This window comes from Lelliottia nimipressuralis (genome assembly GCF_004402045.1).
In the GTDB taxonomy this organism is placed as follows: Bacteria; Pseudomonadota; Gammaproteobacteria; order Enterobacterales; family Enterobacteriaceae; genus Enterobacter; species Enterobacter chinensis.
The window spans coordinates 877,896-893,537 of sequence record NZ_SOMG01000030.1 but is presented as its reverse complement, the minus strand read 5'-3'; the positions used below and the strand labels follow the sequence as shown (position 1 = coordinate 893,537).

At 53.2% G+C, this 15,642-nt stretch carries 14 protein-coding genes; 7 read left to right on the top strand and 7 right to left on the bottom strand.

What is annotated here, in order from left to right; genetic code table 11:
• Positions 1 to 28: 28 nt before the first annotated feature.
• Positions 29 to 1,237 (bottom strand): aldose 1-epimerase family protein, encoded by a 1,209-nt coding sequence (locus tag E3U32_RS21890; RefSeq protein ID WP_134350500.1) that lies wholly within the window; start codon positions 1,235 to 1,237, stop codon positions 29 to 31.
• A 275-nt stretch (positions 1,238 to 1,512) separates the two neighbouring features.
• Positions 1,513 to 2,019: a thiol peroxidase gene (gene tpx / locus E3U32_RS21885; RefSeq protein ID WP_134350499.1), complete on the bottom strand. Its 507-nt coding sequence runs from the start codon at positions 2,017 to 2,019 to the stop codon at positions 1,513 to 1,515.
• A 107-nt stretch (positions 2,020 to 2,126) separates the two neighbouring features.
• Between tpx and ycjG the strand changes: the two genes are divergently transcribed.
• Positions 2,127 to 3,092 (top strand): L-Ala-D/L-Glu epimerase, encoded by a 966-nt coding sequence (ycjG, locus tag E3U32_RS21880; protein ID WP_134350498.1) that lies wholly within the window; start codon positions 2,127 to 2,129, stop codon positions 3,090 to 3,092.
• Here ycjG and mpaA read toward each other — a convergent pair.
• Entirely contained in the window at positions 3,083 to 3,796 is a 714-nt protein-coding gene (gene mpaA, locus E3U32_RS21875) for a murein tripeptide amidase MpaA (protein WP_134350497.1), read from the bottom strand. The genes ycjG and mpaA overlap by 10 nt on opposite strands.
• A 185-nt stretch (positions 3,797 to 3,981) precedes the next feature.
• On the opposite strand from mpaA, the gene E3U32_RS21870 reads away from it, so the two are divergent.
• Positions 3,982 to 5,598: a peptide ABC transporter substrate-binding protein gene (locus E3U32_RS21870; protein WP_134350496.1), complete on the top strand. Its 1,617-nt coding sequence runs from the start codon at positions 3,982 to 3,984 to the stop codon at positions 5,596 to 5,598.
• Between the two features lie 122 nt (positions 5,599 to 5,720).
• Entirely contained in the window at positions 5,721 to 6,476 is a 756-nt protein-coding gene (locus tag E3U32_RS21865; protein ID WP_134350495.1) for a hypothetical protein, read from the top strand.
• A 98-nt stretch (positions 6,477 to 6,574) separates the two neighbouring features.
• On the opposite strand, the gene E3U32_RS21860 is transcribed toward E3U32_RS21865, so the two are convergent.
• From E3U32_RS21860 to E3U32_RS21850, 4 genes are all read right to left on the bottom strand, one after another.
• Positions 6,575 to 7,138 carry a DJ-1/PfpI family protein gene (locus tag E3U32_RS21860; protein ID WP_134350778.1) on the bottom strand — a complete coding sequence of 188 codons (564 nt, stop codon included), beginning with the start codon at positions 7,136 to 7,138 and terminating at the stop codon, positions 6,575 to 6,577.
• A gap of 217 nt (positions 7,139 to 7,355) precedes the next feature.
• A complete protein-coding gene (locus E3U32_RS23685) occupies positions 7,356 to 7,496 on the bottom strand; it encodes an Ecr family regulatory small membrane protein (RefSeq protein ID WP_166790970.1) in 141 nt (46 codons plus the stop codon).
• A 74-nt stretch (positions 7,497 to 7,570) separates the two neighbouring features.
• On the bottom strand, positions 7,571 to 8,803 hold the full coding sequence (locus E3U32_RS21855) for a sensor domain-containing diguanylate cyclase (protein ID WP_134350494.1): 1,233 nt from the start codon (positions 8,801 to 8,803) through the stop codon (positions 7,571 to 7,573).
• A 92-nt stretch (positions 8,804 to 8,895) separates the two neighbouring features.
• On the bottom strand, positions 8,896 to 11,025 hold the full coding sequence (locus E3U32_RS21850) for a putative bifunctional diguanylate cyclase/phosphodiesterase (RefSeq protein ID WP_134350493.1): 2,130 nt from the start codon (positions 11,023 to 11,025) through the stop codon (positions 8,896 to 8,898).
• A gap of 455 nt (positions 11,026 to 11,480) precedes the next feature.
• Between E3U32_RS21850 and E3U32_RS21845 the strand changes: the two genes are divergently transcribed.
• The 4 genes from E3U32_RS21845 (at position 11,481) to dbpA (ending at position 15,619) form a co-directional block, all read left to right on the top strand.
• Complete coding sequence (locus tag E3U32_RS21845; RefSeq protein ID WP_134350492.1) at positions 11,481 to 12,623, top strand: methyl-accepting chemotaxis protein; 1,143 nt, start codon at positions 11,481 to 11,483, stop codon at positions 12,621 to 12,623.
• A gap of 155 nt (positions 12,624 to 12,778) precedes the next feature.
• Complete coding sequence (zntB, locus tag E3U32_RS21840; protein WP_134350491.1) at positions 12,779 to 13,762, top strand: zinc transporter ZntB; 984 nt, start codon at positions 12,779 to 12,781, stop codon at positions 13,760 to 13,762.
• A gap of 273 nt (positions 13,763 to 14,035) precedes the next feature.
• A complete protein-coding gene (ynaL, locus tag E3U32_RS23840) occupies positions 14,036 to 14,218 on the top strand; it encodes a proline-rich small protein YnaL (protein ID WP_134350777.1) in 183 nt (60 codons plus the stop codon).
• A 27-nt stretch (positions 14,219 to 14,245) separates the two neighbouring features.
• Positions 14,246 to 15,619, top strand: a complete 1,374-nt coding sequence (gene dbpA, locus E3U32_RS21830; RefSeq protein ID WP_134350490.1) for an ATP-dependent RNA helicase DbpA — start codon at positions 14,246 to 14,248, stop codon at positions 15,617 to 15,619.
• Positions 15,620 to 15,642: the final 23 nt, after the last annotated feature.

Genomic DNA, 15,642 nt, shown 5'->3' with positions numbered 1-15,642 from the left:
CTCTGTAAAGAGGCTTCTTACTTTACGCTTATTCCTTCGCCAGAGGCGTGGTCACGATTTCTGTTTTTGTCTCGCCCTGAATCGACGCAATCCTGCTTTCGACATCTTTTACCTGCTGTGGGCTGTGAAGCAGGGTATAGGTCAGGTCAAACTGCGCGCTGGCACCAGGCTGTAGCTGCTTGACGCGCTTCTGCTCGCGTTCAATCGTAACGGGGTAGGCGTAGCTGGTGCCAGGTTCAATGCCCGTGACATAGCCCTGCTTCAGCGTGTCGGTATTTTTCCATAAGGTCAGCACGGGTAGCTGGCGGGTATCAAACTGAATTGACGCGCCTTTATCTCCGGCTTTATTGACCACTGCTGCGAGCGTTTCATGGTTATTGTCGGCAAGTGGTTTGATGTTAAAGACCATCTCATCAAAGCCTTTTGTCGGCCCGGCATAGGTTTGCCAGTCGTTAACGCCCGCTTTGGCGTAATCATTGAACGGGCTCACGCTCACCGCCGGCGCAAGGAAACGAGCGCCTTCTTCGAGGATCGGCGTCCCGAAGTTGCTGTGATAGATGATCTGGTAATCATGAGGGTAATCTGCATGGTTTGTCAGAACATCGTGCAGGCTGAACTGATTGGTTCCAGGAACGTAACGCAGTTCGGTCATGGTTTGCAGATCGGCTTTTTTAAACGTGCTCTCTTTAATCAAACCCCGTACACGGATCTCATGCGGGGCGGCATCCGCAACCTCGACCTCTACCTGCGACACAGGGGTATTGCCGGCTTTGCCGTGAAGAGTATAAATTTGTCCGTCTGCGGTGACAGGGTGTCCTGTCCACTCATAGCCACAGCGCACCATCATTTCGTTGAAACCATCCAGCCAGCCGAGTCCGTTTCGGCTTTCCAGATTGATATAAGCCGGGTTCACGACCTCTTTGACGGGAGAATTCCACCCCAGTCTGGTGCCAAACCCTTCAACGTGCAGAAGGTTCATCCCGCGGGTCGGGCTTAAGGTAATAGTCAGGCCGTCTTTGCTACTAATAACGATGATTTTACTGCCTTCCTGTTTCCCGCCGTGTAAGACTTTTTGCTCAATGCTGAACGGGTGATCCTTAACGTTCAGCTCATCACTGGAAACCTTCCAGTTTCCTTTCTCTATGCTGCTTTCAGCACTTGTCAGCACCCAGGTTTTAGCCGCTGCATGGCCAGAAATCATTACCGCAAGGAGCGTAAAAGCGAGTTTGATCTTCATATTTTATCCTTTTTGCTGAAACGATTATTTTCTTTCGTAAGCAAATCTAATGTTTAGACAAAAAGGGAAATGTGATGTGCTTCACTGGGGGCGAAAATAGAGAATTTTAACGATAATAATGCGTTACTGGTCACGTTAATATTGGATGCTATGATTTTTGTTGCATCATTAATGTGAGTTTCGATTATTTGTGCTTTAACGATTCAGCTTTGAGTTAATAAAAAACCCCGCCATGGCGAGGTTGATAATTAATTGTATAGAATGCTCAGTACTTATTATGCTTTCAGCACGTCCAGCGCGGCAGAGTAGTCCGGCTCGGTGGTGATTTCGTTAACCAGTTCGCTGAAGACGACAGTGTCGTTTTCATCAAGAACCAGTACAGCGCGTGCCGCCAGACCTTTCAGAGGGCCTTCCGCGATGCTGACGCCGTATTTTTCGAGGAAATCCGCGCTGCGCAGGGTGGAGAGGGTAATGACGTTGCTCAGGCCTTCGGCACCGCAGAAACGGGACTGGGCAAACGGCAGGTCAGCGGAAATGCACAGCACAACGGTGTTGTCCATTTCAGTCGCCAGCTGGTTGAATTTACGCACGGATGCGGCACAAACGCCGGTATCAATGCTTGGGAAAATGTTCAGCACTTTGCGTTTACCGGCAAACTGAGCCAGTGTGACGTCAGACAGATCTTTAGCCACCAGAGTAAAAGCCTGAGCTTTGCTGCCAGCCTGCGGAATAGAACCTGCAACAGCAACCGGGTTGCCCTGGAAATGAACGAGTTGTGACATAGATATCTTCCTGTTTACATATAGTTAACGTCGGGGCTAGTGTATGCCATCAGCGGATAACACGGCAAACCAAATTTTTCGCCTTTCCGGGCCGCAAGGAGTCAGTGATGAGAAGCGTTAAGGTCTATGAAGAAGCCTGGCCATTGCATACCCCGTTTGTGATCTCCCGCGGCAGCCGAAGTGAAGCCAGCGTGGTCGTGGTTGAAATCGAAGAAGAGGGTTTTAAAGGTGTCGGGGAATGTACGCCTTACCCGCGCTATGGGGAAAGTCTTGCATCTGTGATGGCGCAGATCATGACTCTGGTACCTGACCTGCAAAAAGGGCTGACGCGCGAGTCGCTACAGCAGCGTTTGCCCGCCGGTGCGGCGCGCAACGCCATCGACTGTGCGCTCTGGAACCTTGAGGCCGCCAGGCAGCAAACATCGCTGACGTCATTGCTGAACGTGGCGCTACCGCAATCGGTCGTGACAGCGCAAACGGTCGTGATTGGTGAGCCGGAACAGATGGCAGCCAGCGCAAAAGCGCTCTTTGACGCCGGGGCCACGCTGTTAAAAGTGAAGCTCGACGATCGCCTGATCAGCGAGCGGATGGTCGCCATTCGCTCGGCGGTACCCTCGGCCACGCTGATTGTTGACGCCAACGAGTCATGGCATCCCGAAGGGCTTGCCGCGCGATGTCAGCTGCTGGCTGACCTCGGCGTGGCCATGCTGGAGCAGCCTCTGCCGGCGAAGGACGATGCGACGCTGAAGAATTTTATCCATCCGCTGCCTGTCTGTGCGGATGAAAGTTGCCATACCCGCGCGAGTTTGAGCGAGCTTAAGGGCAGCTATGACATGATCAACATTAAGCTCGACAAGGCCGGTGGGCTGACAGAAGCGCTGGCCCTGGCGGCGGAAGCCCAGGCGCAGGGTTTTTCACTGATGCTGGGATGTATGCTCTGCACGTCCCGGGCTATCGGCGCGGCGCTGCCGCTGGTCAATCAGGTCCGTTTCGCCGATCTGGATGGCCCGACATGGCTGGCTGTTGACGTTTCACCTGCGCTCAATTTCACCAGCGGCGTGCTTCATCTCTGAGGCTGCCAGCGCAGAAGCTCCATCATGGGTTTTAAGTATTTTTCGCTGGCTTCGTCGGAGGAGATCGGCGGGAATTCAGCGGTGATGCAGGGCAGACTCAAATCGGCACACCAGCTACCGAATGAACCGGGTGTTTCATAGCCCACGCTGGTGACGAGTGGCAGGGCGAACGCCTGTGCCAGCCACGCACCCAGATCGGAGTGGCGCGGATCTTCAATACAGGCCAGCGGATCGTGGAAGGAGACAACCCAGGCAGGGTGGATCTTATGGATAAGCTGGCACAGCGCCTGCGTTTCCGGCTCCGAGCCGGGTTTGTCTCCCGTCAGCAGGACCACGTCCCGCTCCTCGGCGGAGCTGTTCCAGCGATAAACCGTTTCCCCGGCGCGCCAGTTTGCTGCCGGAAAATTACGGTTCAGGTCGACTCCTCTTGCATTAGCCCGTAATCCAAGCTGACAGCCATCCGGATTCACGGCAAGAATCACATGATGTCGTCGTAGTGAAGGGGTGAGCGTGCGCAGTGCGCATGAGAGCGTGACGACGGACGAGTTCTCATCCCCGTGCGTGCCGGCAATGATCAAACCGCTGTCGCGATCGGCATCGGGTGCCGGGAACCAGATCAACGATGCGCCTAAGAATGAGCGGCCATATTGCTCAGCGCCCGGCGGAAAGGCGCCGCGTTCGGCTCGTGGTCGGGTGATTGCCATACGAAATCCTGATAAAGAAGTCTCTACTGGCAGTGTTGTGTAAAACCCGCCGTTAATCAAATAGTTTCCGTAACGCCTGAGAATTGCCTTAAATCACTATTCAGGAGTAAGTTATTTGCATTTCTTTTTGTCGAAACAAATAATTACGCATCTGCTTGTTACCTGAATTCATTAAAGGGGATCTTATGAAGCATCCTGTTTCGCGTCTTTTCGCCGCACTGTGCCTGTGCGGACTCTCTACACTCTCGTACGCTGCCGATGTGCCACAGGGCACGGCACTGGCGCAAAAACAGGAGCTGGTCAGACATATTAAAGACGAACCGGCTTCGCTCGATCCGGCAAAAGCGGTGGGGCTGCCAGAGATTCAGGTGATTCGCGATCTTTTCGAAGGGCTGGTGAATCAGAACGAGAAAGGGGAACTGATACCGGGCGTGGCGACGCGCTGGCAGAGCAACGATAACCGTATCTGGACGTTCACCTTGCGCGATAACGCGAAATGGTCTGACGGTACGCCTGTCACCGCGCAGGATTTTGTCTACAGCTGGCAGCGTCTGGTTGACCCGAAAACGACCTCTCCGTTTGCCTGGTTTGCGGCGCTGGCGGGTATCAACAACGCACAGGCAATCATTGACGGTAAAGCGGCGCCTGATACCCTGGGCGTGACGGCGGTGGATGCCAGAACGTTACGCGTCCAGCTGGACAAACCGCTACCGTGGTTTAGCAACCTGACGGCAAACTTTGCCTTCTATCCGGTGCAAAAAGCGAACGTTGAAAGCGGTAAAGAGTGGACTCGCCCGGGAGCCCTGGTCGGCAATGGCGCATACGTCCTGAACGACCGCGTGGTGAATGAAAAACTGGTTGTCGTTCCGAATACCCATTACTGGGACAATGCGAAAACTGTCCTGCAAAAAGTGACCTTCATTCCGATTAATCAGGAATCGTCCGCCACGAAACGCTATCTGGCGGGGGACATTGATATTACCGAATCATTCCCGAAAAACATGTATCAGAAGCTCCTGAAGGACATCCCAGGACAAGTCTATACGCCGCCTCAGCTCGGGACTTACTACTATGCGTTTAACACGCAAAAGGGCCCGACGGCCGATGCCCGGGTTCGTCTTGCGCTGAGTATGACCATCGATCGCCGCATTATGGCGGAAAAGGTATTAGGTACAGGTGAGAAGCCAGCCTGGCATTTCACCCCTGACGTGACGGCGGGTTTCACGCCTGACCCTTCACCGTTCGAGCAAATGTCGCAGCAGGAGCTGAATGCACAGGCGAAAACCTTGCTCCAGGCGGCTGGCTATGGTCCTCAGCGCCCGCTGAAGTTGACCCTGCTGTACAACACCTCGGAAAACCACCAGAAAATCGCGATTGCGGTGGCGTCCATGTGGAAGAAAAACCTCGGTGTGGATGTCAAACTGCAAAACCAGGAGTGGAAAACCTATATCGACAGCCGCAATACCGGCAATTTTGATGTGATCCGCGCCTCATGGGTAGGCGATTACAACGAGCCCTCGACTTTCCTGTCCCTGCTGACCTCCACCCACAGCGGCAATATTTCGCGTTTCAACGACCCGGCTTACGATAAGATTATCCACCAGGCGACGCTGGAAACCACGGCGAAAGCGCGTAATACGGACTACAACATGGCGGAGAAAATCCTCATGGAGAAAGCGCCTATCGCGCCCATTTACCAGTACACCAACGGTCGCCTGATTAAGCCCTGGGTGAAAGGTTATCCTATTAATAACCCGGAAGACGTGGCGTATAGCCGGACAATGTATATTGAGAAGCACTGACGAGCCCGGTTTCTACGGTAACTAACGTTAATAAGAGTAACATTGAGAACTGGCGCATCTGGCGCCAGTTGTTTTTTTATTCCCGAAAATGTCTGTTTCACAAATAATCGCATGGATAAATTATGACGGATGAAAAGAAAGACAAACCCTCATTTCCGGCAGGCTTAGGCATTATGGATAAAATCTGGGAATGGCAGTGGATTATACGTTTCATCTATATTGTCCTTTTCGCCGATCTGGCGCTGCTGGCTTACAGCGGACAGGGGATTTTGACCTGGCCCGAACAGGCCATTAACTGGACCGAACACCTTGGTTTTTTCTGCGTCGCGCTGGCGGCTCTGGGCCTGATAGCCACAACCCTCATGCCCATTGCTGCCAATGTCGTGAGGCTAGTACTGAATGAGGTCATATACAGCAGTAGCTTCCCGGATATTCTTCGCCCGCAGAGCGATTACCAGAGACATCCTGGTGAGGTGCCCTCAAAGGAAGTGCTTGATTTAGCGTTGAAAGAGAATAATCAGTTTTTGCTTAATTACTACGAAAAGCATGATTCCGCCTGGCGCAGTAAATTTAGTGAACGATTCAAAGTCGGTGATTTACTCTTTGGTATCCTGTTTTTTATGGTACTTGATTACCATCCATACTGGTTCAGTCATGCTCAGCACTCCTTAGCCAGCGATATTTTCAATCTGGGCGGTGATGAGGGTTTTGTTATCTTCTATATCGTCCTCATCATTGTATTTAGTGCCCTGATGAATATCTGGTTCGGAAAGTGGGACTGGGGACATATTTATTACCCGCCGCTGTATCGTAAAAAAGAAGAAGCGCGGAGAAAACAGCGCGAGATGGAAGCGCAATGGCGTCGGCAGGATGAATAAATATCGTCTCGCGAATCTGCGCCGACGTCTGACATTATCGGGGACGTCGGCTGTGATATCGCTCCCGCCCATCTTGCTCTGGCGGGAGCAGGGTATCGCTATTCTAACAGCGCATTAAACTTTGCCAGCCACTGTGGATGCGCGGGCCAGGCGGGAGCCGTCACCAGGTTGCCGTCTACGTGTGCCTGATCGATGCCGATGCTGGCGTAATGTCCGCCGCTGAGGCGGACCTCTGGCGCACAGGCCGGGTAGGCGCTACAGGTTCGTCCTTTCAGTATGCCCGCGGCAGCGAGCAGCTGTGGGCCGTGGCACACCGCGGCAATCGGTTTACGCGCGGCGTCAAATGCCTGTACCAGCTTTAACACGTCCTCATTTAACCGCAGATACTCGGGCGCTCTCCCGCCGGGGATGAGCAGCGCATCGTAGTCCTGCTCCTTTACGGCGGAGAAGTCGGCGTTGAGGATAAAACGGTGGCCGGGTTTTTCGCTGTAGGTCTGGGCGCCGTCAAAATCATGGATCGCCGTCATAATGTAGTCGCCCTTCGGTTTGTCAGGGCAGACCGCATCCACCTGGTGGCCTACCATCTGTAACGCCTGAAAAGGCACCATCGTTTCGTAATCTTCGGCGTAATCGCCAACCAGCATCAGGATCTTCTTGCTCATCATTCCTCACCTTTATCAATAACGATGATTAAGATATAGCCTGGCGTGGCTGAATTGCCGGAAATAAAAAAGCCCGTCAGAGCACGGGCAACATAAGCAAGTGAATAAGTGATTCGTTATCAACGTTGTTGGAGGATAACGCCGCGTATCTTACGCGGCTGTCAGGCATGCAGGTACCTGACAAATTCGGTAGGTGAAACAATAAATTAAACGTGCGTTAGGGCGCATCAAAAGTGGGGTAAAGGCTATTTTCAAGAAACTCGACCAGATACCAGACTTCACCGCTAAAGATAAACCAGAAGCCAAATATAATAAGAAGCAAAATAATTATGGTGAGTATTATTTCTGTTTTTCCCATTGCAGACTGTACCCACCTGACATCAATTTACTCAAGGCAGGCATTGTATCCGGGCTTTGCCAGATACACCAGTTTCATGCTGCAAGCACTTTATTGCGTCCGTCATTTTTAGCGCGATAAAGCGCATCGTCGACACGCTTAAACAGCTCATCAATACTCTCCCCCTGATTATGCCGTGCCACGCCAATGCTGACGGTAAAGCGAGGCAAGCCAGGAATAGTGATACGGGCAACTGCCGCACGAATCGACTCGGCAATCTGCAATGCGGTGTCGAGGGAGGTATGCGGCAGCAGGATGACAAACTCTTCGCCACCCCAGCGGAACACCAGGTCGTCTTTCCGGCTACAGGCTTCGAGCGTTCGGGAGAGGGCGATAAGCACCTCATCGCCTTTAAGATGACCGAACAGGTCATTGATGTTCTTGAAATGATCGGTGTCCACCAGCAGCAGGCTAAACTGCTGTTGTGCCGGAAGATGATTCAGGTTGCTTTGATCGGTAATGGTGTAGAACTGGCGACGGTTGAGCAGTCCTGTCATGGAGTCACGTAACGCAGCATGTTCCAGCTCCTGCTCCAGCCTTTTTTGCTCGGTGATATCGTGGATGATGCACAGCATCAGCTTGTCACCGTAGATCTCAATGGGCCCTGCGTACGTCTGGACATGGCGGGTGGAGCCATCGGCAAGTCGATGAACAAAGTTGAGCGGCTTATGGCCACCGGGCAGCGCGGCAATCGCAGTCATAATGGGCATGACATCTCGCCCCAGGGTGTTTATTTCCCAGGTATGTTTACTGCACATATCATCATGCGAATAACCATAAAAGTTGAGCGCGGCCAGGTTAGCATCGACGATATGGCCATCGCGTGCAGGATCGATTAACAACATGGGGGCGCTGTTGGTCTGAAAAAAACGCGCGTAAAACCCCTGTTTTGTCCGCCGGTAGTTTGCGGAGCGGCTGGCCTTTAATCCTGAGAGTATTTGCGGGTTGAGCCCCTCGATGACAATCACATCGCCCCAGGGAGCGTAGTGGGTAAGCGAGAGACGACAGCTTAACGGCGTGTCGTTTCCATCCCGGCTGATTGTCCAGATTTCGACGATCTCCTGCTCTGTTTTCAGTTCAGGTACATACATCGCCAGGAGAGTTTGCGCATTTGCGGAATAGGTGCCTTTGCGCAGCGCATCGAGCGTTTTATCCCCCATAACCTGCGTAGCGGCTACATTCGCAAAAATAATCTGTTCCGACACGGGTGAAATGAGCCACACGGGTGTTTTAATTACATTCAACGCATCAAAACAAGGTTGCGACATAGCCGTTTCCTGTTCATCGGCACCCTGTGCCTGACAATCATGACCGAATGGACTCGCGTGTACTCTTTTGAAACATACTCTACTTGACCCCGTCAGGCATGATTTTTTTGTGAAATAAATGCGGGGTCCGTTTGAATTTTAGTAATGGGTATAATTTGCTTGTCTGAGTTTTTCTGCAGAAGCAGCCACGGTACCTGTTCGGCGGGTAATGGACGGGAGAAAAGGTAACCCTGCAGGTAGTCGCAGCCGAGACGGGTAAGAACCGCCTGCTGTTCTTCCGTTTCGATCCCTTCTGCCACCACATTCATCTCCATGGTTCGCGCAATACTCATAATGGTTTCGACCAGCTTGTAGCTTTTTTCATTCTCCAGCATCGACGTGACAAAGCTTCTGTCAATCTTGAGTTCTTTTGCCGGGAGGACGCTCAGCATCAGCAGGTTGGAATAGCCCGTGCCAAAATCATCAATCGAGACGGTGATCCCCGCACGATTGAACGCATCGAGCAGTTCAATGCTGCGGTCGAGATTTTTAAGTGCAGTGCTCTCCGTTACCTCAAGGATCAGCCTGGAAGGTGACAAGCTATATTTTTCCAGCATCGACGAGACGATATGGAAGATGTCCGGCTGTTCGAACTGGACGGGGGATAAGTTGAGCGACAGCGTCCACTGGCTGAAGCCTTGTTCAGTCCAGAAATGAAGCTGTCGGCACGCCGCTTCAATGGCCCAGTTACCCACTGGAATGATCAAGCCTGTTTGTTCCAGCGAAGGGATAAACAGATTAGGCAGTAAAACGCCTTGCTCGGGATGCCGCCAGCGCAGAAGGGCCTCAAATCCATGAATAGTCTTATCTTCCGCATGCCAGGTTGGCTGGTACCACAGTTCAAACTGATCGCGCTCAAGCGCCTGAGAAAGTTCCTGTAGAAAACCGGGTTTAGCCGGGACCGCAGTTGACATCTCGGTTCTGTAAACCGCCCAGCCGTTGCGGCCCTCTTCTTTAACGTAATGTAACGCTGCATCCGCCTTGAGTTTCAGCTCATGCAGCGTTTCGCCATCCTGAGGATAGAGGCTGACACCCGCACTGATTGTCGTGCTCAGCGTATGTACGCAGAGCGAAAGCGGACGTCGCATATCGTCGAGCAGCGAGGTAAGCAGGGCGTTGAGCTTGTCGTCGTCACATTCAGGCATCAGCAGGATAAAGGCGTCTCCGCCCAGCCTTGCCAGGGTCATCTCACGCGTGAGCCGGGCCGTGATGCGCTGGGCAACGGTGATTAATAGCTCATCCCCGACGCTGTGACCCCAGGTATCGTTAACACGCTTGAAGTGATCGACATTCAGGAAAATGACGGCAAATGACTTTTTACTCAGCAGCGCGCTACGCAGACAATCCTGCATGCGGATATCCATCTGGTGGCGATTTGCGAGTCCGGTAAGCGCGTCAAAGCGTGCCTGTAGCTCGAGCTGGCGGTTGAGCTGCCGCAGGTTATCCGTCAGCCGGCCGGTACGCCAGTGAGAATCGATAAGCGAAATAATTAACATCACGCCGAGCAGGCAGAGCGTGGTGACCGACACCCAGATGGATAACCCCAGCTCGCCGATCCCGCCGGGGAGAGTATGCGACGCCTCCTGAAACTGCGCGGCACTCATGCCGGTATAGTGCATCGCACAAATGGCTGCGCCCATGATGAAAGACGCGAGAAGGCGATCGATAAAGACCCCTTTGTGTTTATCACGCAGACGGAAAGCGAGCCACAGTGCCGTGCCGGAAGCAATGATGGCAATGACCACGGACAACGCCACAATGCGACGATCCCAGATAATGCTGCCATCCAGCATCAGGGCAGCCATACCGGTGTAGTGCATGGAGACCACGCCAGCGCTCAGGAGCGCCGTGGCAAAGAGCAGTCGTAAGGGAGAGAGTTTTTTGCCCGTGACGGCAATATTAATGGCCGTGGTCGAGGCAACCACCGCGACGCCGAGTGAGGTAAGGGTTAACCAAAGGTCGTAGCTCATCATCATTGGCATTTGCATGGACAGCATGCCGATAAAGTGCATCGACCAAATGCCGATGCCCAGCGTGACCCCTCCGGCAATGCGCCAGAACAGGGCAGCCTTGCGGCTGGAAAGGGGGATTTTTCCGGCGCTGTCCAGCGCCACAAAGGAGGCAATAAAAGCCACCAGATAAGATATAGCGATCAACACAGGGTCCCACGATATATTGAGCATTATGCAATCCCACGCCTCAGAGGGTTACCGATTTCGCCTGCCGGCACATCTTAATCTGGCAACGAACATGCGCATTCAAACAATATTAGTTATTTATCGTGAAAAATGACCAGTCATATTAATACTCTACAACTCATTAAGAATATAAAATATATTCCCTTTGTTAACGTATTAAGCATTGCTAAACAAAACGAATAACAGTAGCAAAGCACCTTAAATATGAGGGCGATCGTGTCGTCTCACCGCAGGGAATGGTATCGCTTAACATGGCTGGAGACCAGTATCGCAGCATGCCGAGAAGAACATTTTCACTAATACGCTTTTTTTCTCTGACTTAAGACAAATCTCAGGTTGCTAACGGCGAAACAAAAAACCAGCGTCGTTTGCGAGGAAAAACTTCTGAGCCAATGCTATAAGTTTTAATGCCGACCAAAATATAAAATGTGGGTATCATTATGCTAAGAAATATTAGTGTCAGGACCTTTATTATCGGGTTCCTGTTATCTCTTTTTTTGGTAAATGCAGGTGTCGTTGTTCTATTTTCCAGCAATCCCTCTCTCTTTATTTCCCTTAACGTAATCAACTTCGTTGCGCTATTTTTGCTGTGGGTCTACATGACGAAGTATCTTGTGACGCCGATCAATACGGTGAAGAAAAGTATTGAAGAGGTGACAGAGGGCAACCTGGGTGTGTCTATTCCTGAGTTTGGCAATAACTGTGCGGGTCGACTCATCCCAGGGATCAATAGCCTTTCCGGCAACATCGCGACGCTGGTACGCGAGATCAGGGCGTCATCGCAAACAGCTATGACCTTATCGGATCAACTCTCGCAACGTAGCGCACAGCTTTCGGTGAAAACCGAGCAGCAGTCTGCGTCTTTAGTGCAAACCGCAGCCAGCATGGAACAAATGGCGGCGAGCACCAAAAACAATGCCGATAACACCCGTCTGGCGAGCGAGCAGGCCAATGTGGCGACGCTGCAGGCGCGCAAGGGCGGGGAGCTGATGGGGCTGGTTGCCACCAATATGCAGTCCATTACTGAATGCGCACAGCAGATGACGGAGATTATTTCGCTGATCGACGGCATTGCATTCCAGACGAATATCCTCGCGCTCAACGCGGCCGTTGAGGCGGCGAGGGCGGGAGATCATGGAAAAGGTTTTTCTGTTGTCGCTGAAGAGGTCAGAAACCTGGCGCACCGCAGCGCAGAGGCGGCGAAGAACATCAAAACGCTGATTGAAGTGACCAGCAGTAACGTTACGCAGGGCGTTACCGTTGTGTCACAGGCGGAAAAGAATATGCATGAAATCGTGACGGGCTCGGGGAACGTCAGCCGGTTAATGGACGACATTTCCGCGTCAACGTCAGAGCAGGAGAAAGGCATTTCTCAGATCACGCTGGCGCTCTCGGAGCTCGAGCGGGTCACGCAAAGTAACGTGGCGATGGCAGAGGAACTTAATGGCTCCTCTGATGTGCTGCGTAATCAGGTGATTGAGCTGCAGGCCCGAACGCGTAATTTCAGACTTGAACCAGGCTCTCCTTCCTCATTACCTGGCGGTTCGCCATCCTTCCTTCATCGGCCAGAACACTCTCTCTGATTGAACCTCAAAGCCTGGCGTGCCAGGCTTTTTCTCGCCTCTCGTCAGCATGTACAATTCCTGAGCGATTTCAGCGCGATGGGAAACATAGTTGTTGCTTAAGCCCTGATGAAAGCTAGACTGACACCGAAAGAGCTAAAAAAGGTGGAGGCGCTGTGGAAAGCATTAAAGGATCTGAACTTAACGTTCCTGACGCAGTTTTTGCGTGGGTGCTGGACGGTCGCGGCGGTGCACGACCGCTGGAAGACAATGATGTGATCGATAATGCGCATCCCTGCTGGCTACATCTGAACTATACCCACACGGACAGCGCTGACTGGCTGGCTTCGACTCCGCTCTTGCCTAATAACGTGCGCGATGCGCTGGCGGGTGAAAGCCTGCGACCCCGCGTGAGCCGAATGGGTGACGGTACGCTGATCACCCTGCGATGCATTAACGGCAGCACGGATGAGCGTCCCGACCAGCTGGTTGCGATGCGTGTCTATATGGACGATGGGCTGATTGTCTCAACCCGGCAGCGTAAAGTCCTGGCGCTGGATGACATCGTGAACGATCTGAAAGAGGGCACCGGGCCAATCGACTGCGGCAGCTGGCTGGTGGACGTGTGTGACGCGCTTACCGATCACGCGAGTGAGTTTATTGAAGAGCTGCACGACAAAATCATCGACCTGGAAGATAACCTGCTCGATCAGCAGATCCCGCCGCGCGGTTTTCTGGCCTTACTGCGTAAGCAGCTCATTGTGATGCGCCGCTATATGACGCCGCAGCGCGATGTGTATGCGCGTCTGGCCAGCGAAAGGCTCGCGTGGATGAATGACGATCAGCGACGCAGAATGCAGGATATCGCCGACAGACTGGGTCGTGGGCTGGATGAAATTGATTCCTGTATTGCCAGGACGGCGGTGATGGCGGACGAAATCGCGCAGGTGATGCAGGAGTCGCTGGCGAGAAGAACCTACACGATGTCCCTGATGGCGATGGTATTTTTGCCGAGCACGTTTCTTACCGGGTTGTTTGGCGTGAACCTGGGCGGAATTCCAGGTGGGGCGTATCGCTACGGCTTTACCGCGTTTTGCGTCATGTTAGTTGTTTTGATTGGTGGTGTTGCATGGTGGTTGCATCGTAGTAAATGGCTGTAAATTTACGCTTTTTTGACCTTTTACAGAGATCAAAACGCTCTTTTAATTGAGCGAAGTCAATAAACCTCTACCCCGTAAGGTGCAATATTACTCCCGCAGGTGAATGCAACGTCAAGCGATGGGCGTTGCGCTCCATATTGTCTTACTTCCTTTTTTGAATTACTGCATAGCACAATTGATTCGTACGACGCCGACTTCATAGTCGGCTTTTTTTTGCCTCCTGATTCTCAGCGTCTACCCTAAAAGGGACGACAGCAAATTCTGGAGGGAATGATGAGCATCCTTAACGCTCTGCTACTGCCACTATGGCGTCAATCCGATCCCATCCCCACCGATCCGGTGCCGATGCCCGATCCCATTCCGCGTCCTCAGCCGATGCCCGACCCGCCGCCTGATGAAGAACCGATTAAATTGTCGCATCGGACCGCGAGATCTGCGAGGATACGCGCCATCTGACTGCAAAGATGACCACGAGAGACTACTGTGACCGCTTTTTCTACCCTGAATGTTCTGCCCACCGCCCAACTCGATAACCTCAACGAGTTGGGATACCTCACGATGACGCCTGTTCAGGCGGCCGCCTTGCCCGCCATTCTTGAGGGCCGTGATGTACGCGTACAGGCGAAAACGGGCAGTGGGAAAACGGCGGCGTTTGGCCTTGGTCTGTTGCAGCATATCGATGCGGCGCTTTTTCAGACCCAGTCTCTGGTGCTGTGCCCGACCCGCGAGCTGGCGGACCAGGTCGCGGGCGAACTGCGTCGCCTGGCGCGTTTTCTGCCTAATACCAAAATTTTAACCCTCTGCGGCGGACAGCCGTTCGGCGCGCAGCGTGATTCGCTCCAGCATGCGCCGCACATTATTGTCGCGACGCCGGGCCGCCTGCTGGATCACCTGCAAAAAGGTACCGTCTCGCTGGATGCGCTACAAACGCTGGTGATGGATGAGGCAGACCGGATGCTGGATATGGGCTTCAGCGATGCAATTGACGAGGTGATCCGTTTCGCACCGGCCGATCGCCAGACGCTGCTGTTCTCTGCGACCTGGCCGGAAGCCATCGCCGCCATCAGCGGGCGCGTGCAGAAAAATCCGCTTACCATTGAAATCGACAGCGTAGATGCGCTGCCCGCAATCGAACAGCAGTTCTTTGAAACCTCGCAGCAGGGAAAAATTGCGCTCCTGCAGAAGCTGCTGAGCCAGCATCAGCCCGCGTCCTGCGTGGTGTTCTGTAACACGAAGAAAGACTGCCAGTCGGTTTGTGATGCCCTGAATGCCGCCGGACAGAGCGCATTGTCGCTGCATGGCGATCTGGAACAGCGCGATCGCGATCAGACGCTGGTCCGTTTTGCCAACGGCAGCGCCCGCGTTCTGGTTGCAACCGACGTTGCCGCGCGCGGCCTGGATATTAAATCGCTTGAGCTGGTCGTGAACTATGAGCTGGCATGGGATCCTGAGGTCCATGTTCACCGTATTGGCCGTACCGCGCGCGCCGGAAACAGCGGCCTGGCCATCAGCTTCTGCGCGCCGGAAGAGGCGCAGCGCGCCAACATTCTCTCTGAGATGCTGCAGATTAAACTGAACTGGATGAATGCCCCTGTCGGCGTCAGCCTGGTGCCGCTGGAGGCTGAAATGGCGACGCTGTGTATCGATGGCGGTAAAAAAGCCAAGATGCGCCCTGGTGATGTATTAGGTGCGCTGACCGGGGATGTAGGTCTGGACGGGGCGGATATCGGTAAGATTGCGGTCCACCCGGCGCATGTCTATGTGGCGGTTCGCCAGGCGGTTGCCCATAAGGCATGGAAGCAGCTGCAGAACGGGAAAATCAAAGGTAAAACCTGCCGCGTACGTCTGCTGAAATAGGGAATGGCGCGTCTCAGAAGGTC